We start from the raw sequence: 19127 nt of genomic DNA, 5'->3' as shown, positions 1-19127 counted from the left end.
TAAGCGGTGCACACCAACCAACTCAAGATGCCCGGGTGAAGGTGTTTGCTTTGATAATCGGTATTCACATGAAGGGAGCGTTTGATTATGATAACGACACATCAACCAGTTCAGGCCAGTGAACGGATGGACATACTTGACATTTTACGGGGGTTTGCCATTTTTGGTATTCTGGCGGTGAACATTGCGGGTATGGCGAGCCCCGCCTTTTTGCCGGGCTACCAACCACCAGCTTTGCCCTGGTATGACCAGATAGCAGCCTTTTTGGTGAACTTCTTGGCACTGGGAAAGTTCTACGTGATTTTTTCGTTTCTTTTTGGGCTGGGGTTCTCCCTTCAAATGAGTCGGGCTGAAGCCAAGGGCCAGTCGTTGAAAAGCTTTTATCCCCGGCGCCTCTGGATTCTATTTGGCTTAGGAATGCTTCATACCGCTTTCTTTTTCATTGGTGACATTCTCCGTCACTATGCACTATTGGGTTTTCTCCTCATGGCATTTCGAAAACGGAGTGACCGCGCCCTGCTCATTTGGGCGGGTATCTTCCTGGTGATTGGGGTGCTTACTTTGGGGATCATGGGCGGGCCCCTGGCCACCGGCGGTGAAGTGCCGGAAGAAATGGCCTATATTGTTCCTATGGCACGGGAGGCACACACCAGCAGCAGCCCACTATCTCTATTGATTTTTCAAACGATGGGAGGCCTCTTTTCCCTGGTGATCACCTTTCTTTCCCAGGGGGGCGTGGTGATGGCCATGTTTTTACTGGGACTGCTGGCGGGCAGAAAAGAAATCTTTCAGAAGCTGCCGGAAAAGAAAGGGGCGTTGAAAACCCTGTTTCTGTGGGGGCTGATCTTCGGACTTTCCTTCAATGGCGCATTTATTCTCTTTGCTGAACTGCCTTGGATATCCACCTTCTTTTGGGTGTTGGGGGCACCTCTGTTGGCCAGTGTCTATGTGGCTGGGTTGTGCCTTTTATACCTGAAACCCCGGGGAGCCAAATGGCTGGCCCCTGTGGGCCGGGTGGGGCGCATGGCGCTGACCAATTACCTGATGCACTCCCTTATTGGCTCACTGATCTTTAACGGGTATGGCCTGGGATTCTATGAACAGGTGGGTCCGGCGGGGCTTTGGGGCATCACATTCCTCATTTACCTGCTGCAGATTCCCTTCAGCACCTGGTGGCTGAACCGGTACCAATTTGGACCCATGGAATGGCTGTGGCGATCATTAACTTACAAAAGGCGTCAACCCTTCAAAAGGAACTTCGCGGTGACTGCAGGCTCATCAGGTTTGATGGAGCAGGGTTCATGAATATACAACGAACTTCAGCACATATGACTACAAGCTGAATCACAACAGGCCGAACTGTCATTTACAGAGTCAAACAGACCGAAAGGAGGGGCAGCCATGCTGCTGGAACTGGAAAGTTTGGTGAAACGCTATCAGGATCACCTGGCAGTGGATCATCTCAATCTAAAGATAAAAGATGGGGAAATCATGGGGCTGCTGGGGCCCAACGGGGCGGGAAAAACAACCACGTTGAACATGATCACCGGGCTTGCCAGAATAGATGCAGGGACCATTCGCATTTTTGGGGAAGAACTACATCTAAACAGCCGTGACGTGAAAAGGAAAATTGGAGTGGTTCCCCAGGAGATCGCAGTTTTCGATGATTTAACAGCAGAAGAAAACGTCACTTTTTTTGGGAAACTTTACGGACTTAGAGGGAACCTCTTAAGGGAAGGCGTCAAAGAAGCCCTGGCTTTTTCAGGTCTGACTGGCCACGAAAAACAGTTTCCCAAAAAGTACTCCGGCGGCATGAAGCGGCGATTGAACATTGCCTGCGCCATTGTTCATCAGCCCCGCCTGCTGATTATGGACGAACCGACAGTGGGCATCGACCCTCAGTCACGCAGCCATATCCTTGAATCCGTGCGCACCCTTCAACAGAAAGGCACCACCATTCTGTACACCTCCCATTATATGGAAGAAGTGGATGATCTTTGCAGCCGCATCGCCATTATGGACCAGGGACGCATCATTGCCCAGGGCACCTCAGAAGAGTTGAAAAGCATGATTTCTTCAGAAGAGAGGATCGATATCATTCTCTCAGAAGTCAACTACTCACTGGTGGCGGAAATGAAGCAGCTCCCGGGTGTGCTGGAGTGTCATCTGGAGGGGAAAAAACTGACGGTGCTGGTACAGAAGGACAGCGGTCTCATTGGAAAAATCAGTCAGATCATTGGACGCTTTGATTCAGAAATCCGTTCTCTGCAGGTGGAAAAAGTCACCCTTGAAAACGTCTTTCTAACATTGACAGGCAAAAGCCTTCGTGACAGCGGAACGGGGGAAATGCCATGAGTGTGGCCACCATCTTTTGGTACACCCTGAAACAAAACTGGCGAGACCGTTCCACCTATCTGGAAATGCTGTTGCTGCCACTGGCACTGATCTTTATTCTGGGGGTATCTCTGGCCCCGGCTTTTCAAGTCAATCAGCTGCCCGCCATTGAAACAGCTCTTTTCATCGAAGATCAGGGACCCGCAGGAATGGGTCTGAAGCAGTTTCTTCAGGAAAGGGAAGGAGAAGGCCTGCTGAAAATTCAGCCGGTTGTAACAGAGCAAGCGGGGAAGGAACGGGTAAAAACAGGGGAAAGTCATGCCTTCATCCATTTGCCTGGCGGTGGCACAGCACTTCAGCCGGCGGCTATTCAGCTGCTGGCCGGTTCACAAAACTCCCTGCGCACCAGTGTGCTGGAGAGTCTGCTGAACAGCTTTGTCATCGGCCTCTCCTCAGAAATTCAACCGGAGCAGATTCTTCCCAGGTCGTTGGCGGCCAGTGAAGTACTGCCGGGAGCCATGGATTATTACGCCGTTACCATGATGGTGATGTTTATCATGTACGGTGCCATCTATTCTGTGTATGGGATGAAACATTGTTATCTGGGGCCGGTGGGCAAGCGCATTGCCAGTACGCCCCTGTTGCCGGTGCAGCACTACTGGGGGCTGGTGCTGGCTAACCTGACCACCATTTTGATGCAATCTGTCATCGTGGTGGTGTTCACTCGAATGGCATTTGGCGTCAACTGGGGCAACAATGCCCTTATGGTGGGTGTCATTATATTACTCGCGGGGCTGGTGGCCACCGGGCTGGGCACAGCGCTTGTCATGATCGTGCAGGATGAGACCCTGGCAGGTAATATCATCAATGTGCTGGTACCGGTCATGACATTTTTAGCCGGTGGTTTTTTCCGAATCACTTTTTCTGCCGGTTCTTGGATCAGCTACCTGCAGTATCTTTCACCCAATTATCTGGCACAAACGGCTCTCTTCACCACCATCTATGGGGGCGATAATCTGACCATCATGGTCACGCTGGGAGTCATGGGCCTGTTCATCGGTGCCGCTTTTTTGGCAGCCCTGCTCAGTGAAAGGAGGGCCCGCATATGATTATTTCAGCAACCATTTTTCGACGGCTTCTTCGCAATAAACTGAGCCTGTTGCTGGTGCTGGTGATTCCACCTGTGATGATCAGCCTGCTTTTCGGGCTGGGAATGACGGGAAGTGATGCCATGAACGTGGGCCTGGTGGATCAGGACCAAACTCCGCTGACCCGGCAACTGGAAGAAACCCTTCGCCATCAGGTATCAGTGATTCCCATGAAAGAAGACGCGGTACGGGGAGCCTTGGCCAGAAGCCAGGTCAGCATGGTACTGGTGGTGGAAAAAGGGTTTACCAGCGATGTGCTGGCAGGGCGCCAGCCAGAGGTATATCGTTACAGCATTGAGGCCTCCAACCTTTCAATGCCGGTGCGCATGGCAGCGGAGGGTTTCATTGCCACTGCCCGCAGCCAGGGCCTGGCAGCTAAGGGTAATGAGAATGTTTTTTACCAGCGGATGGATGCCCTGCGCCAGACACAGATGCAAGTGGTGGTGGCCCAGGCAGACGGCACTTCGCCCCAACAGGCCTGGGACGCGGTGAGTGCCATGGGGATTTTAGGGATGAACATGCTCTTTCTGTCTTTTTATGCAGCCATGTATTTACTGAAAGACCGGGAAAACAGAACATTCCACCGGGCGATGATCACACCGCTGACCCAGCGCAGCTATCTGTTTCAGATGATCACCTGCTTCATTGTTATCATGCTCATTCAGGTGGCAGGGGTCTTTGTGGTATCCCGGTGGCTGATGGAAATGTACCTGGGAGCCAATATGGCTGCTCTTTTCGGAGTCATGATGGTCTTTGCGGTGGTATGCATTTCCCTGGGAGTGGCTGTGGCCGCCAATGTGAAGAGTACCAGGCATGCAGGGACCCTGTCGTCTTTACTGGTGACCCCCATGGCCATGCTGGGAGGGTTGCTGTGGCCCCGGGAAATCATGCCTGAAGTACTCCAGCATATGGGTCTGTTCCTGCCCACCACATGGATGATGCAGGCTGCCGGCAAAGTCATTGAAACTGGCCGGCTGGTGGATGCAACCTGGGAACTCATCATCCTCATGCTCTTTGCCCTGGTATTTTTTCTTCTGGGTGGGTGGCGACGGGTAGACATTAGCAGCTGAGACCATTATGATGGGAGTAAGCAAAGATCAATCAATTAATAGCCAACGGGACAGCTGATAATAAAGGCAGGGGAATGCCATGAGGGATCCACTGAAAATCCTGTTACTCATCTGGGTTGCCGCCAGCCTGAAGTTTGGAGAAACGGTGCCATTGCAGGAGTTTGCCGGGCTGCTGCTTTTAGCAGCCTTTTATGTGGTGCGCGCCCGGTATCTCAGTAACCTGGTGATGATCGCCTTCGAGGGGATACTGGTACTGATCCTGTCTGCTGCAAATCCTCTATATGTCACATTGCTGGGGATAACAGCCCATGACCTGGTGGCCCGGAGATGGGTACCGCTGGTTCCAGTACTGTTGTTGCCGGGTATTTTCTTTCTTGACAGACGGTGGTTCATGGCCTATCTGCTGCTCATGGCAGTGTGCACCTATGCCGGCTTTCAGAAACAACAGCTGGATAATGCCCGCCGCACGTACCAGCAAGCCTATGACCAGGAACGCCAAAACCGGTATGTGCTGGAAGCGACCAAAAACCAGTTGCTGCAGGCAGCAGAAGAAACCACCCACCTGGCAGAAATCAGGGAGCGTAACCGGATCGCGCGGGAAATCCACGACAGCATTGGCCATGATCTGGCAGGCAACCTGCTGCAGCTCCAGGCGGCTGAACGGGTGATGGCAAAAGACCCGGCAAAAACCAAAGAACTGATTCAAAAAACCGTCATTGGCCTGGCAGGTTCGGTGGAACTGCTTCGCAACACCGTTCACAACATTCGTCCCCGACAGGTACAGGATTGGTCACACTTCCAGAAAATCATCGACAATTTTCAGTACTGCCCTGTTGATTTTCGCCACCAGGGAGATTTCAGCCTGATCACCCCCCACCAGGTGGCCATTCTAACCACCATCATCAAAGAATCCCTCACCAACACCGCCCGCCATTCCGGTGCCAGTCGTGTGACCATGGAACTGGATGTACGGGACAAAATCATTCGCCTGCTCATCCAGGACAACGGCAGCGGCTGCCGGCAAATTCGTGAAGGGATGGGCATCAGCGGTATGCGGGAGCGGGTGTACCATGCCGGAGGCAGCTTCTCAGTGAACGCCCGGGAAGGATTTATGATTGTGTGTATTCTGCCCAGAGACCATGAGAGTGGAGGCGAAGGAAATGCTGAAGATCATCATCGTGGATGACGACGCCCTGATTCGGGACAGCTTGACGTTAATACTGGAGATGGAAACTGATTTTCAGGTGGTGGGAACCGCTGGCAACGGGCAAGAGGCCGTGGCCCTCTGCGGAAGCGCACAACCGGATCTGGTGCTCATGGACGTGCGCATGCCGGTGATGGACGGGGTGCTGGGCACCCGGCGCATTCGGGAGCAGTACCCTGCTACCAAAGTGGTGATTCTGACCACCTTTAAAGATGAAGCCTACATCAAAGAAGCCCTGAAGCATGGTGCTTCGGGCTATATTCTCAAGAGCCAGCCGGCAGAAAGCATTGTGGAAACCCTGCGGGCCGTGGCCCGGGGGAATACGGTGCTGGAGGCCCAGGTGGCCAGCAGCCTTACCCACATGATTCGTGAGGGAAAAAAGATGACCCAGACAGATCTGCAGCTCACCGATCGTGAAATGGCAGTGCTGGAAATGGTGGGAGAGGGCCACTCCAACCGTGAAATCGCAGAAAAGCTCTATTTAAGTGAAGGCACCGTACGCAATTATATCACCGTTCTCTTGGATAAACTGTCTCTGCGGGATCGCACCCAACTGGCCATTTTTTATTTGAAGCATTTCTGAAAGCCCTGATGCCCAAGAAAATCAACACAAGGCCGATGAATACATTTAAACCTGTCAACAGCAAAACTGGTAGAACTGCATTGACAGAATGACCAATGGCAGCGACCATGGATAAGAAGAACACCGTTGACAAGACAGCTCCAAAACCAAAAAGATACATATCACCCAGGCGCAGCTCATCTTCAATCATTTTTGTGGAGAAAACGCCGGCCCAGAACAGAATTGTCAATGGATTTGAAAGGGTCAGCAACAAAGCTTTAAAAAAAGGATGAGTGACGGTGTGCAGTGATAAAAAGGTGACACTGGGGAGAATGGAAAGTCCAAAGGTTCCGGTGATGATACTGATTCCAAAAACAATGAGAATGAACGCACCGATAGTTTGAAGGGCTTTTTTGATGCGGTTGCTGCGTTGCAGCAGCGTTCCCAGCCCTTGGATGGCCGCCAGGATGAATAAGGCATCAATCAGCGTGACACCGGTGACGCCAGCCATGGCGGCGGGAAAACCATGACTGACAGCCGTTTGAAACACAAAAAGACAGATGGGGCCGACGGCTATCTGCAACAGCATTCCAAATTTGAACCCCCTGGACACCATAAAGACCCTCCTATCTGTTGGCAATCTCTTTTAAGGTGGATAGAATGATGAATGAGTTTGACTTTTGGACGCCCGGAATCCCCTTCAGCTTTTGACTTAGAAAGACTTCCAGTTCAGCAGTGTCTTTCAGCAGCACCTTCAGCATATAATCATACTCGCCGGCCATGTGATGGCATTCAATGACTTCTTCAAATGCAACAATGGTTTCCCGAAAGTCGCTGATGTGTACTGTGTGATCAATGTTGACAAAAATAATGGTCAGCAGGTGGTAGCCCATCTTCCTGCGATTGATTCTGATGCTGTACGCCTCAATTACCTGACTCTCTTCCAGTTTTCTAATGCGCTCAGAGACTGCAGGGATGGAAAGATTCACCTTTTTGCTGATTTCTGAAACAGTTACTCGTCCGTTTGCTTTCATGATCTCAAGAATATGGCTATCAATCTGATCCATCAGACAGACCTCCTTTTCGTTAAATGATTTAATGAAATTATACACAATATCTTTATGTTTTCATAGATAATGGGTATAAATCAAAAACAATTTAAGAAAAGAAATCATTGCTATTTATTTTATTAATCATGTACTGGTGAACAGGAGGCCGTTCCATGAAATCAACCATCACAGAACAATTTCAACAGCAACGCACCTATTTCGACAGCGGTGCCACCCGTACCACCCTGTTTCGCTTGAAGCAGCTTCGGGCCCTGAAGCAAACAGTGAAAAAGCACGAAGAAGCACTGATGCAAGCCCTTCATCAAGATTTGGGCAAGCCCGCCTTCGAAGCCTATACCGCAGAACTGGCCCTGTTTTACGACGAATTGAGCCGAAGTATCAGCCACCTGCGTTCTTGGGTGAAACCGAAGAAGGTATCCACTCCCCTGGTGCTGGAACCTTCCAAAAGCTATATTCAGCCGGAACCCAAGGGTGTTGTGCTTATCATCGGCCCCTGGAACTACCCCTTTCAGCTGGCGATGGTGCCCCTCATTGGCGCCTTGGCGGCAGGGAACTGTGTGATGCTGAAACCCTCGGAACAGACACCTCACACAGCAGCCCTGATTGAAACCATGATTGAAACCACCTTCGAATCCCGGTATGTAACGGTGGTCCGGGGTCCCGGTGCCGAAGTGGGGCCAAAACTCATTGAACCCCACCGATTTGACCACATTTTCTTCACCGGAAGCACTGGGGTGGGAAAAGAAATTCTAGCCATGGCAGCCCCTCACCTGACACCCGTCACCCTGGAACTGGGCGGCAAAAGCCCGGCCATTGTGGCGAAGGATGCCAATTTGGAAGTAACTGCCAGGCGCATTGTCTGGGGAAAATACTACAATGCGGGCCAGACCTGCATCGCTCCCGATTACCTGCTGGTTCACCAGGACGTGAAAGAAGACCTGATGCACCATATGGTGAAAGCCATTCACGCCTTTTATGGCCCCTACCCCTCCCGCAGTGACAGCTACGGGCGTATCGTTAACCAACGTCACTTTAACAAGCTGACAAGCTACCTGACAGATGGCAGGCTGATCACCGGGGGTGAAATCGATCCGGCACAGCTTTACATGGCGCCCACGATTCTGGACGACATTACCCCGGAGGATTCCATCATGCAGGCAGAAATCTTCGGCCCCATTTTGCCGGTGATGACCTTTAATGATCTGGAAGAAGTGGTGCACATTGTCCGCCGTCATCGCCACCCCCTGGCCCTCTACCTGTTTACAGAAAACCGGCGCATTGAAGAACAGATCATCAGCGCCATTGAGTTTGGCGGAGGATGCATCAACAACTGCATCGTTCACGTGGCCAACCCCCACCTGCCCTTCGGCGGCGTGGGCAGCAGCGGCATGGGTCGCTACCACGGCGAAGCTTCCTTTCAGCTGTTTTCCAACATGAAGGCAATGATGCGCAGCAGCACGCTGCTGGATCCATCCCTTCGCTATGCGCCCTATGATGAGGAAAAACTAAAGCTTGCCAAAAAGTTTCTGTAAAATACCTGCAAGGTTTAAAAGCGTCAAAGGACAGCCGTTTGTTATAGCAGATGAACTGGAGGAATATCAATGCATAGGATTCGAGGGCGATACATCTTAGTTCTTTTACTGGTGTTATGCTTCAGTGTGACGGCGGTTGCCGTGACTTCGCCGGCATTGAGGGCAGAAGATATTCATTTGAACGCCAGTGTCATCGATACCCACAACGACACCATGATGAAAGTGGTGGATGAACGCACCTGGCTGCCGGTGATTGACATCGGTGGCACGACGCCGGCAGATTTTCAGCTGGACATTGCAAAAGCAAAGGCCGGTGGCCTTGATGTGGCCTTTTATGCCGCCTATAACGTGTACCAGACCGACAGCGCGCACATCATTCCCCGCACCAACAGCCGCACCCTGGCACTGATCAACGCCCTGCACTGGACGGCACAGCGAAACAGGGACACCATGGTCATTGCCCGCAGTATGAGTGAACTGGAAAAGGGTCTGGCAGACGGAAAACATGTGGCTGTGGCCACGCTGGAGGGCATGTATGCCTTCACTGATGAAAACGCCATTGAACTCCTTCATCAGTATGATGACCTGGGGGTTAGAGCAGCCGGGATTGTGTGGAATACCCCCAATTCCCTGGGAGCCGGTGCCCATGTTGCCAACCAGGACCCTGATGCAGGACTCACAGATCTGGGAAAAGCCGTTATTCGGGAAATGAACCGACTGGGAATCATCGTGGATGTTTCCCACATGAATGAAACCACTTTTTACGACACCATGGCCATCGTTCAGGCGCCAGTGATTGCTTCACATTCCGGCGTGGACGGTGTGCGGCCCCATGTACGAAATCTGTCGGACGATCAGTTACTGGCACTGAAAGAAAACGGGGGAGTGGCACATATCAACTTCTGGGCCACCACTGTGGCAGACGTGGGGCAGACGGCCACCATCGCCCGTTTGGCAGATCACATCGATTATGTAGCTGGGTTCATTGGAGTGGATCATGTAGGGCTTGGCTCCGATTTCGACGGGGCGCCCATGCCGGTGGATTTGCCCAATGCATCCCATCTTCCCCATTTAACAGAAGAACTGGTGCGCCGGGGATACTCCGAGGAAGACCTGAAGAAAATATTGGGGGGCAATGCGCTGCGGGTTTTCAGGGAGGTGGAAGCACAGGCCCAACAGCCTGATTCCCCCAGGGGGCTGGGCTTCACCATTTTGCCGGAACTTCAGCCAGGGGAAATCATCCACGATACCCGTCCCCGCTTCGCGGCTCAAGTGATCAGCCATGGCGGCCACTTTGTTGATGCCGCCACCTTTCGGGTGATCGTCAACGGCATTCCCTATGAACCAGAGTGGCATGCAGCAACAGGCACCCTTTCTCTGGAGATGCCAACCCCCCTGCTGAACCGGGGCAATACCGAAGACCGGGGGAACTTTCATGTCATCACCTTTGAAGGCAGCAGCGGCTCCCGTGTGGTGGCCCGAGAAACGTTAATTGTTTACTTGCAATAGTGTGCTGAAATGTCAGACCTTTGATGAAGCAAGGGCCCTTAGAAGAGAACAGCTTAGGAGGATCACATCGTGAACGAGAAGCAAGGTGGCAGGAACCCATTTACTGAATCCCATGCAGAAGCCTATCAGCATCTGCTGCATCAGCTGACAGCCATGAAGCATGTGAAGCATGCAGTGGCTTCGGTGGAAAGTCTGGATGGTAGCTGCAAATGGTCGGCGGCCACCGGCATTGCGCATCCCGACGGTACCCCGATGGAAACAGACAGGCCCTTCTGGATTGCCAGCATCACCAAGATGTTTATAGCAGTCACCGTGCTGAAACTGCAGGAAGCCGGCAGACTATCCATTGATGATCCGGTGGCGGCACACCTGCCCGAAGAATGGCTTCAGGGAGTTCACGTGGTAAAGGGAGTGGACTATGGGAATCGGTTGACCCTGCGGCATCTGTTGAGTCATGCATCAGGCCTGCCAGATTATCTGGAACTGAAAGGCAATGACGGCAGAACGTTGGTTGATCGTGTGGTTGCAGGCGATCAGGGTCCGTGGACAATCGACTCCGTCCTGAAAATTGTGAAAGATGCTGGCAAGCCTCTTTTTGAGCCCCGGACGCCAGGCAGCAGCCGTTACAAAATTCGGTACTCTGATACCAACTACCAGCTGGTGGTGGCGGTGGTGGAAGCAGTGACCGGCCAGGGGATCGGTCAGGTCTTCCGGGAAGAAATTTTTGAGCCTCTGGCACTTGGGCACACCTTTCACCCAGGTGATCACCCTCTTCAGCCAACGAAACCCACAGCCACGGTATGGAATGGGAGTGAGCCCTTCCAGCCGGAGCCCCGGGTGATGCGATCCTTCGGTGATTTAAACAGCACCCTCAGCGACCTGACAGCTTTCATGAGAGCCCTGATTCAAGGGCAGGTTTTTCAGAACGCGGAAACCCTGCATTTGATGATGGGCAACTGGAAGACACTGAGCTTTGCCCTCAGTCCCATTACCCCCAGCTGGCCCATCGCCTATGGGATGGGAATGATGCGTTTTGAAATCCCCCGGTTGATGACCCCCTTTAAACCGGTGCCTCCCTTAATGGGTCACACTGGAGCAGTGGGCTCATGGCTCTTTTACTGTCGTGAGGTACAAATGATTTATACCGGTACTGTCAGCCAGGTGATGGGGGCCCCGGCTCCTTTCAAAGTGGTTCCGGGCATGGTGCAGGTGATGCGCAACAGATGAGAGAACAAGTGATGGTGCATCATCAGCTAATGGAACATTTTCGGCCAGCTACACCTCCGGTTCTTGCCGCTGGCCGTTGATGGTGGCCTGCTCGTGCGCGTCAAGGGGAATCACCAGGCAGCGCTGGCCGTCAATGATTTGAGTGGAAATCTGGGAAGTCTTACTGGGATTCACCCGCAAAATCACTTCATTCATATCGGGCTGAAGATCGCTGGAGACTTTTTCCAGCTCTGTCTGCAGCGATTCCACCTGCCTCTCCAGGCGGGTTTCTTTTTTGCGTTGTTCGCCGGCCTTCAGAATTTTGGGGTCCATCATATGCTTGGCCAGAGGCAGATCTTCCTCAAAACACTGGCGATAAGAAAGTTCAATTTTGGCAGCCGCCTCTTCGGGAATGCCGCTTTCCTGCATTAAACGCTGTACCTGTTCCTGATTCAAATGAAAAGGAGGCTCTTCCATTCCTTCGTATTGAAACTCATGGTCTTCCACCATGGTGCGCAGGTTTTCATGAATTTCCAGCAGGGCACGCTCGCCCTTTTCCTCGTCTGGTCCCAGGCAGTCATGCACAATCATCTGAAAGGATTCCCGCTGCAAAGTGGCTGTTTGCCTGGGAAGACAGCCCAGTACACCGGCCATCACTTCCGGGTGAGGTGCTTTGGGGTTCTTGGTGTAGTACATCACTGTGTTCACATCGGGGCTGCGCTCAATAAAGGCGGGGAAAACAAAGCCCACCACAGGCTTTTCCACCACCCAGTCCCGTGCCCGCGCCTTGATTTTCTGCACCTGCTCATCATAACGCAGGCCTGGCTCAGAAAGGGTGACGGGGCAGATGGCGCACAAAAGGTACTCATACACCTCTTCCGATTCATCCAACTTGGCCTTGTCGCTGGTTTTGGTGATGACATCGTAGGCATCATGGAACAACAAAATCAGATAATTGCTGTTATCGTGATCATACTGATCAATCACCGACTGATAGAAGGTGTGTAATAGCTCATCGTCTTTCAGCTGACTTTTTTTCAGCTGATAAAGAAAAGCCTGGTGCTGATTTTCAAGGGTATCATCCAAAGGAAACTGCAATGCTAAAATTTGATTATCAATACCACCGGACATGACTTTTCCTGCAATTTCCAGATATTTGAAAGCATCCTCTTCTTCCAGGGTGAGAAAAGTTTCCCGAAACTGCAGCAGGATGCGCTGGTCATTACTTACATAACAGCCACACACCTTGGTGAAGGTGCAGTCGTTTTTCTTAAACCGTTTCTTTAGTTCCAAAATGTCTTTTTTCTGCATGCTTGACGCCTCCTATGGCGGAAAGTTTGTTTGAAATAGGTGCCAGAAATAGTTGATGAAACAACTCGATATCCATTCTATCAAAAAGCAGGAAGAGATAAAAGAAATAACGCGTTGTCAAAAAAACGTGGCGGCAAAAAGCAGTCATGCTGGCAATGAAATCTTGCGGTGTTCCAAGGGGAAATTCATCTGTCAGCACGTGCGGATGAGACAGAATATTTTGTGATGCGTAGTGGTAATGGTATAATCAGCCTGTGGACATGTGACATAGTCTGGTTCAAGCTAATAGAGGTGGTTGCAACTGAAGCCTGATGATGGGGGAGCTGAAGTAAATGGTGCGCGTGATCATTGCGGATGATGAAGTGCGGATTTGTCAATTGATTATCAAGTTAATTGACTGGGAGAAGCTTGAGATGTGCCTGGTGGGGACTGCGCATAATGGCGTGGAAGCTTTGGCTCTGGCAGAAAAAGAAAAGCCGGATATTGTCATTACAGATATTAGGATGCCTGGTTGTGACGGGCTGGAAATGATCGAGAAAATAAAAAGAATCAGAAATGATGTCGAGTTTATTATCATCAGTGGCTATGGTGAGTTTGAATATGCTAAAAAAGCAATCGCTTTAGGTGTGCAGGAGTATTTGCTTAAACCCATTAATCAAAACGAACTGCTTAAATCATTGATGAAGGTGATCGCGTGTGTTAACAGGAAAAATGACCAAATTGATTTGGAAAAAGACTACGTAATGATGCTTAAAGACGATGTGAGTAAGACAAGGCAATGGTTCTTAAATGATCTTATGTTTATAAATGCGCGAAGTTATCACGAGCATCGGTTGTGTGACATAAACGAGACGTATCACTTCGAATTTCGAGAAGGGTTGTTTAGCGTGGCCTGTATTAAGATTGATCAGGCAGCAAAGATTGATTCACCAAGCCTTCAGCAGTTGATGGATGAAATGACTGCCCGTCTGACAGCCTCTATTCAAAACTTAGTGCATGAAGGGGAGGTTGTCAGAAAACAGAGAACGCTCTACTTGATCATGAACTATTCTTCAGATCAGAAAAGCAACATGAAAGAGACGCTACATCAGATCTTGAAACAGAGCAATCAAATGGAAGGAAGAAAGCAAGGGTTTGTTGTGACCATCGCCATAGGGGAAGAAAAGCAGAGCCTGAATGGTTTGGTGGAATCCCTGGGGTCGGCAAGTCTGTTAGCGGAAGACCGAATCGTGACGGGAAGCGGCAGCGTTATTATGCCAAACCATCAGATGATGGATCAGGCTGTAGTGGATCATCTGTACCATGGTTTTTCTAAAGCACTCACTCTCCAAATAGAACACTTGGATATGGAAGGTGTTGAAAGGGCCATTGAAGGGTTTAAGAATGAAATCGCACAGATTCCCATCGGCGGTGCTTATCTCAAACAGATGATTCATGAAACAATTCAACTATTCCATCGGACAATGAAGAGCAGTCATACGCATTTCAGTATTGTTTCAGAAAAGGAAAACGTTTTGATTCGCCGTCTGGAACAAGCAGGCTCTATGGATGAACTATTTGAGGCCCTCAGTTTCCATATCACATCTTCCATCAGCGCGTTTATCGAAGATGGATCTCGCAGCGGTTTAAAATCAATCAGACAGGCGAAGAAATATATTGAAGAGAACTATATGAACCCGCTGACACTGGAAGAAGTAGGCACACATATCGGGTTTAACTCCTGCTATTTTAGCAGTGTGTTCAAGAAAGAGACAGGCAGCTCTTTCATTGAGTATCTGTCAAAGACCCGAATCGAAAAAGCAAAGGTACTGCTTAAAGAATCTGATTTAAGGATTTTAGACGTGTCTTTGATGGTGGGATATAACGATGTGAAATATTTTACCAAGTCATTTAAGAAGCACACGGGTTTGCAGCCCAATGAATACCGAAAAATATTTGCTTAGGAGAAAAAAATGAGAGATAACCGGGGACCATACCTATTGACCAGAGTTGTAGTGCTGTTGTTTGTGATGGGTTCGCTGTTGACACTCGTGTGTCTTCGGTTGATTTTTATGTCAACAAACCGGAGCAGTTATGCGTGGCTGGCGCTGTATGCATCGTTGATCATTGGAGGAATTTACCTCTCATATCAATGGATTTACAGACCGTACAAAGAAACAAGCAAGGTACTTAGATTGTTTCAGGAAGGGTACATTTTCAAAGGTGTCTTTGACGTGAGGGTACACTTTAACGAAGCTTCTCACCTTGCCTTTCAAAAATTTCAGGAAATCATTGACACAAAAGAACTCATTGAAGGCTCTAAAAAACATGCTGAATACCTGGCGCTTCAAAATCAGATTAACCCACATTTTCTGTATAACACGTTGGAAGGAATTCGCAGTGAGGCATTGATTGAAGGGGTGGATAGCATTGCCAATATGACAGAAGCTTTGGCCACTTTCTTCAGGTATACCATTTCCAACGTCGATAAGCTTGTCAGCCTTGAAGATGAGATTGCAAATGTGGAGAACTATTATCTTATCCAAAAGTTCAGGTTTGGAGAGAAACTGAATTTTCATACGGAGTATCAAGTGGAACAAGGGGAAGAAAAAGAAATTTTGAAAGCAAAAATACCAAAGCTTACATTGCAACCAGTTTTTGAAAATGCCATTTTCCACGGAGTAGAGCGAAAAATGGGAGTGGGAATGCTGGCATTAAAAATTCAAGCCACCCAGAAACGATTGATGATTGTCATTTCGGATAATGGGGTGGGCATTGAAGAGAACCGAGTGCGAAGTCTGAACAAAAAACTTCGAGGAGCTTCGCTGGAGTACATGAAAGAAGATAAAAGCCAGGCAGGGATTGCCTTGCTGAATGTCAACAATCGAATCAAACTAATTTTTGGCGATGAGTACGGGGTTTACATCTATAGCCGTGTGGGGGCAGGAACAGATGTGGAAATAACCATGCCGCTGATGAAGGAGTCCCAATAAGGTGAGGTGTTGTGTGGTGCCAATGATAAAGGAAGAAATTCTGAGAGTGGAAAATGTCACCAGTCGAATTGACGGGATTACTTATTTGGACAATATTAACTTTCATGTCTTCAAAGGCGAAATAATGGGATTAATCCCCTTGAACAATCATGGCAAGAAACAGTTGATAGAACTGATCGCTCAAAACAAATCCATCAAGTTTGGCAGAATCTACTTTAACGAAACATTAGTCAACTACTATGAACATAGCAATATGACCAACAACAAAGTGTATGTCATTGATAAAGAGACAAAACTGATCGAAAGCTTGAAAGTAACGGATAATATTAATGTCCTCAACAATCAGTTTAATGAGCACATTATTCATGAAAAAAAACTTCAGGAGAAAACCGATCAATTGCTAAAAGAAATGGGCGTTAAGATTCGAGCCAACGAATACATTTCAGCGTTATCCATGTTTGAAAAAACGATTATTGAGTTAATCAAGGCATTGATCACCGGCGCCCAGCTGATTATACTTAATGAGCTGGCAAGCTTTCTAAGCATTGAAGAGTTGGGCGTGTTTCAAGAGCTGATGCTCCCCTATGCCCGCAAAGGAACCGCTTTCATCTATATTGCGAATCATCACGAAGAGGCATTTGAAATTTGTGATCGGGTATGTCTTCTGGAAAATGGCAGCGTCATCAAGGTGATTGATCAAAAAGATTTTTCTGTGGAAACGATGCAGCCATATATCATCGCCTTTGACCGTCACAGCAACACCCGAGAAAGTAAGCTGCATCAAGGCATTTTTGAATGTCATCACTTTAAGACAGAACATCTTGACGACATCAGCTTCTCAGTCAGAAGAGGGGAGTGTGTGACGCTGCTTGATGTGAATAATAAGGGCATTCAAGATATCGCCGAAATTCTTCAGGGGTCTTATCAACCGATCAGCGGCGAATGGTTGTTGGACGGTCAACGCATTGATCCCATCAGCGTAGGCAACCTGCTGGAAAACAAAGTGGTGTTTATTCCGGAGAATCCTGTCAAAAATATGCTGTTTTATCATATGTCATACCTGGAAAACCTGACGTTTCTGATGGACTACAAGCTGAAAACATATGTGATCCCCAAAAGAGTTCTAAAAAGCATAAAAGAAGAATACCATCTATTGATGGGAAACGATATTGATGTCAAAGACATCAGAACGCTGGATGCAAAATCCTTGTATCAGCTGGCATATTATCGAGTTGAATTATTTAATCCTAAAGTGGTGTTTATTATGCAGCCCTTTGCTGATGCCGACATGTATTTGCGCGGCAGTATTGTCAAACTCATCAATATGCTGAAAAATAAGGGAAGTGCTGTCATTATACTGGCGGTGAATATTGCAGATACCTTAACGGTGTCGGACAGGCTGCTAAGGATGGAGAACGGCGTATTCATGAAAAACTATGACAAAAGTGAACTGTCCCATGTCAGATGATAGAATGTCAGTTCAACAGTGAACCGGGTCTTGCAAGGCAGTATAGAGATGAAGAACAACATAAAGGTGAAGAATCATATCAAAAGCAGTCATAAAACGAAATATCTAAAAAATGTCCCCCTATTTCAAAAGAATTCCTACCTCATTTTTTTAAAAAGTATGGTATCTTTTTAAGACAATGTGACGGAAGCAGGACGAGGGGGTTTCTTATGGGCAATTTTATTGTGGAATTGGAAAACGTTTCCAAGGGTTTTCCGGGTGTGAAGGCACTGGATCAGGTGTCGCTTCAGCTAAGAGCTGGTGAGGTGCTGGCATTGCTGGGAGAAAATGGTGCCGGCAAATCAACCCTCATGAAAATTCTGTCAGGTGTCTATACAATGGATGAAGGGACAATGAAGATCTTTGGTGAAATGGTGACAGAAATGAATCCTGTCGCGGCACAAGAACTTGGAATAGCCATTATTCATCAGGAACTGAATATGTGCGACCACCTCACTGTGGCACAAAATATTTTTCTTGGGCGGGAAGTGACTAAAAACGGTGTTCTATCAGATGCGGAAATGAATCGGAAAGCGTCGGAAATTCTCAGCAGCTTGAGCATGGATATTGATCCAGACACAGTACTGGGAGATCTGTCTGTCTCAAAGCAACAAATGGTGGAAATAGCAAAAGCACTGTCCACCAATGCAAGAATACTCATCATGGACGAACCAACCTCAGCATTAACCTCTCAGGAGATCGACGAGCTCTTTGCCATCATCAATCGCTTAAAGAATGAAGGTTGTGGCATTGTGTATATTTCTCACCGGTTGGAAGAACTGCAACATATTGTTGATCGCGTGATGATTTTACGTGATGGGCAATACATCACTTCCATGGATTTTCAGGATACCAGCATTCAAGAAGTGATCGCCCATATGGTTGGCAGAGAAATTACAGAAAAGTTCCCAAGGGTTAACCGAAGTGTGGGACGCAAGATTTTTGAAGTACAGCATTTAAATGCGGGTAAACTGGTGAAGGATATCAGCTTTTCGCTTTACGAAGGGGAAATTGTGGGCATTGCAGGGCTCATGGGAGCGGGCAGAACAGAAACGACCCGGGCGATTTTTGGAGCAGACCCAAAGGATTCAGGCACCATTCTCATAGATGGTGAAGTGGTGGAAATCAACAAGCCCATCGATGCCATCAATGCGGGGATCGTTCTGGCTCCTGAAAACAGAAAAAAAGATGGATTGTGCACCAAGCTCAGCATTAAGGATAATATCGCTTTACCCAATTTGGATATGATGGTTAACCAAATGGGGATTGTGAACACAACAAAAGAAGAAGAAATGACCGTGAAAGCGATTAAGAATTTAGATATACGACTGGCTAACTCAGATGTGGATGCAGAGAGCCTGTCGGGTGGTAATCAGCAAAAAGTAGTGGTGGGAAAATGGCTTGCAAGAAACTCAAGAGTGGTGATATTCGATGAGCCGACTCGGGGCATCGATGTTGGTTCCAAAGTGGAAATCTACAATATCATGAATGCGTTAAAAAGCCAGGGAATCGGTGTCATTTTTGTTTCGTCGGAAATGCCGGAAATACTTGGAATTAGCGACAGAATATTGGTAATGGCAGATGGAAGAATTACAAAAGAGCTGGATATCGAAGAGGCAACACAGGATTCCATTCTGGCGTATGCAACGCAGTTTGATAAAAAGATTCATCATGACATCGCGTAAAAAAAGCAGAGGAGACT

General features: G+C 48.7%; 17 protein-coding genes. 13 read left to right on the top strand and 4 right to left on the bottom strand.

What is annotated here, in order from left to right:
- The first annotated feature begins 87 nt into the window (after window positions 1-87).
- From AAIG11_RS07545 to AAIG11_RS07520, 6 genes are all read left to right on the top strand, one after another.
- Window positions 88-1305, top strand: a complete 1218-nt coding sequence (locus AAIG11_RS07545; RefSeq protein ID WP_343185630.1) for a DUF418 domain-containing protein — start codon at window positions 88-90, stop codon at window positions 1303-1305.
- Window positions 1306-1401: 96 nt separating this feature from the next.
- Window positions 1402-2355 carry an ABC transporter ATP-binding protein gene (locus AAIG11_RS07540; protein WP_343185629.1) on the top strand — a complete coding sequence of 318 codons (954 nt, stop codon included), beginning with the start codon at window positions 1402-1404 and terminating at the stop codon, window positions 2353-2355.
- Entirely contained in the window at window positions 2352-3443 is a 1092-nt protein-coding gene (locus AAIG11_RS07535) for an ABC transporter permease (RefSeq protein ID WP_343185628.1), read from the top strand. The genes AAIG11_RS07540 and AAIG11_RS07535 overlap by 4 nt, the downstream gene beginning before the upstream one ends.
- Window positions 3440-4552: an ABC transporter permease gene (locus tag AAIG11_RS07530; RefSeq protein ID WP_343185627.1), complete on the top strand. Its 1113-nt coding sequence runs from the start codon at window positions 3440-3442 to the stop codon at window positions 4550-4552. The genes AAIG11_RS07535 and AAIG11_RS07530 overlap by 4 nt, the downstream gene beginning before the upstream one ends.
- A gap of 79 nt (window positions 4553-4631) precedes the next feature.
- A complete protein-coding gene (locus tag AAIG11_RS07525) occupies window positions 4632-5738 on the top strand; it encodes a sensor histidine kinase (RefSeq protein WP_343185626.1) in 1107 nt (368 codons plus the stop codon).
- The gene (locus tag AAIG11_RS07520) at window positions 5716-6339 is read left to right on the top strand and encodes a response regulator transcription factor (RefSeq protein ID WP_343185749.1); all 624 of its coding nucleotides are present in this window, start codon (window positions 5716-5718) and stop codon (window positions 6337-6339) included. The genes AAIG11_RS07525 and AAIG11_RS07520 overlap by 23 nt, the downstream gene beginning before the upstream one ends.
- Here the strand turns inward: AAIG11_RS07520 and AAIG11_RS07515 are convergent.
- Window positions 6266-6907 (bottom strand): LysE family translocator, encoded by a 642-nt coding sequence (locus tag AAIG11_RS07515; RefSeq protein WP_343185625.1) that lies wholly within the window; start codon window positions 6905-6907, stop codon window positions 6266-6268. The genes AAIG11_RS07520 and AAIG11_RS07515 overlap by 74 nt on opposite strands.
- Window positions 6908-6944: 37 nt before the next feature.
- Window positions 6945-7385, bottom strand: coding sequence for an Lrp/AsnC family transcriptional regulator (locus AAIG11_RS07510; protein ID WP_343185624.1), 441 nt, complete (start codon window positions 7383-7385; stop codon window positions 6945-6947).
- A 155-nt stretch (window positions 7386-7540) separates the two neighbouring features.
- Between AAIG11_RS07510 and AAIG11_RS07505 the strand changes: the two genes are divergently transcribed.
- The 3 genes from AAIG11_RS07505 to AAIG11_RS07495 all read left to right on the top strand — a co-directional run bounded on the left by AAIG11_RS07505 (window position 7541) and on the right by AAIG11_RS07495 (window position 11656).
- Entirely contained in the window at window positions 7541-8920 is a 1380-nt protein-coding gene (locus AAIG11_RS07505) for an aldehyde dehydrogenase (protein WP_343185623.1), read from the top strand.
- Between the two features lie 69 nt (window positions 8921-8989).
- Entirely contained in the window at window positions 8990-10429 is a 1440-nt protein-coding gene (locus tag AAIG11_RS07500; protein ID WP_343185622.1) for a dipeptidase, read from the top strand.
- A 69-nt stretch (window positions 10430-10498) separates the two neighbouring features.
- Entirely contained in the window at window positions 10499-11656 is a 1158-nt protein-coding gene (locus tag AAIG11_RS07495; RefSeq protein WP_343185621.1) for a serine hydrolase domain-containing protein, read from the top strand.
- Between the two features lie 48 nt (window positions 11657-11704).
- Here AAIG11_RS07495 and AAIG11_RS07490 read toward each other — a convergent pair whose 3' ends face one another.
- Together AAIG11_RS07490 and AAIG11_RS07485 are read right to left on the bottom strand one after the other, a co-directional pair.
- Complete coding sequence (locus AAIG11_RS07490; RefSeq protein ID WP_343185620.1) at window positions 11705-12946, bottom strand: DUF4317 domain-containing protein; 1242 nt, start codon at window positions 12944-12946, stop codon at window positions 11705-11707.
- Window positions 12906-13145 carry a hypothetical protein gene (locus AAIG11_RS07485; RefSeq protein WP_343185619.1) on the bottom strand — a complete coding sequence of 80 codons (240 nt, stop codon included), beginning with the start codon at window positions 13143-13145 and terminating at the stop codon, window positions 12906-12908. The genes AAIG11_RS07490 and AAIG11_RS07485 overlap by 41 nt, the downstream gene beginning before the upstream one ends.
- Before the next feature lie 133 nt (window positions 13146-13278).
- On the opposite strand from AAIG11_RS07485, the gene AAIG11_RS07480 reads away from it, so the two are divergent.
- The 4 genes from AAIG11_RS07480 (at window position 13279) to AAIG11_RS07465 (ending at window position 19110) form a co-directional block, all read left to right on the top strand.
- Entirely contained in the window at window positions 13279-14889 is a 1611-nt protein-coding gene (locus AAIG11_RS07480; protein ID WP_343185618.1) for a response regulator transcription factor, read from the top strand.
- Window positions 14890-14898: 9 nt separating this feature from the next.
- Window positions 14899-15918, top strand: coding sequence for a sensor histidine kinase (locus AAIG11_RS07475; RefSeq protein WP_343185617.1), 1020 nt, complete (start codon window positions 14899-14901; stop codon window positions 15916-15918).
- Between the two features lie 22 nt (window positions 15919-15940).
- Window positions 15941-17386, top strand: coding sequence for an ATP-binding cassette domain-containing protein (locus tag AAIG11_RS07470; protein WP_343185748.1), 1446 nt, complete (start codon window positions 15941-15943; stop codon window positions 17384-17386).
- Window positions 17387-17595: 209 nt separating this feature from the next.
- Entirely contained in the window at window positions 17596-19110 is a 1515-nt protein-coding gene (locus tag AAIG11_RS07465; RefSeq protein WP_343185616.1) for a sugar ABC transporter ATP-binding protein, read from the top strand.
- The last annotated feature ends 17 nt before the right edge of the window (window positions 19111-19127 follow it).

It is taken from the genome of Anoxynatronum sibiricum (assembly GCF_039414295.1).
GTDB lineage: Bacteria > Bacillota > Clostridia > Peptostreptococcales > Tindalliaceae > Anoxynatronum > Anoxynatronum sibiricum.
The sequence above is the reverse complement of the archived record's forward strand: the minus strand, read 5'-3'. Positions and strand labels throughout refer to the sequence as shown.

Bases quoted from the DNA above. Each gene is read 5' to 3' on its own strand.
- AAIG11_RS07545 (WP_343185630.1), top strand. From the start codon at position 88: ATGATAACGACACATCAACCAGTTCAGGCCAGTGAACGGATGGACATA.
- AAIG11_RS07540 (WP_343185629.1), top strand. From the start codon at position 1,402: ATGCTGCTGGAACTGGAAAGTTTGGTGAAACGCTATCAGGATCACCTG.
- AAIG11_RS07535 (WP_343185628.1), top strand. From the start codon at position 2,352: ATGAGTGTGGCCACCATCTTTTGGTACACCCTGAAACAAAACTGGCGA.
- AAIG11_RS07530 (WP_343185627.1), top strand. From the start codon at position 3,440: ATGATTATTTCAGCAACCATTTTTCGACGGCTTCTTCGCAATAAACTG.
- AAIG11_RS07525 (WP_343185626.1), top strand. From the start codon at position 4,632: ATGAGGGATCCACTGAAAATCCTGTTACTCATCTGGGTTGCCGCCAGC.
- AAIG11_RS07515 (WP_343185625.1), bottom strand. From the start codon at position 6,907: ATGCTGTTGCAGATAGCCGTCGGCCCCATCTGTCTTTTTGTGTTTCAA.
- AAIG11_RS07510 (WP_343185624.1), bottom strand. From the start codon at position 7,385: ATGGATCAGATTGATAGCCATATTCTTGAGATCATGAAAGCAAACGGA.
- AAIG11_RS07505 (WP_343185623.1), top strand. From the start codon at position 7,541: ATGAAATCAACCATCACAGAACAATTTCAACAGCAACGCACCTATTTC.
- AAIG11_RS07500 (WP_343185622.1), top strand. From the start codon at position 8,990: ATGCATAGGATTCGAGGGCGATACATCTTAGTTCTTTTACTGGTGTTA.
- AAIG11_RS07490 (WP_343185620.1), bottom strand. From the start codon at position 12,946: ATGCAGAAAAAAGACATTTTGGAACTAAAGAAACGGTTTAAGAAAAAC.
- AAIG11_RS07480 (WP_343185618.1), top strand. From the start codon at position 13,279: ATGGTGCGCGTGATCATTGCGGATGATGAAGTGCGGATTTGTCAATTG.
- AAIG11_RS07475 (WP_343185617.1), top strand. From the start codon at position 14,899: ATGAGAGATAACCGGGGACCATACCTATTGACCAGAGTTGTAGTGCTG.
- AAIG11_RS07470 (WP_343185748.1), top strand. From the start codon at position 15,941: ATGATAAAGGAAGAAATTCTGAGAGTGGAAAATGTCACCAGTCGAATT.
- AAIG11_RS07465 (WP_343185616.1), top strand. From the start codon at position 17,596: ATGGGCAATTTTATTGTGGAATTGGAAAACGTTTCCAAGGGTTTTCCG.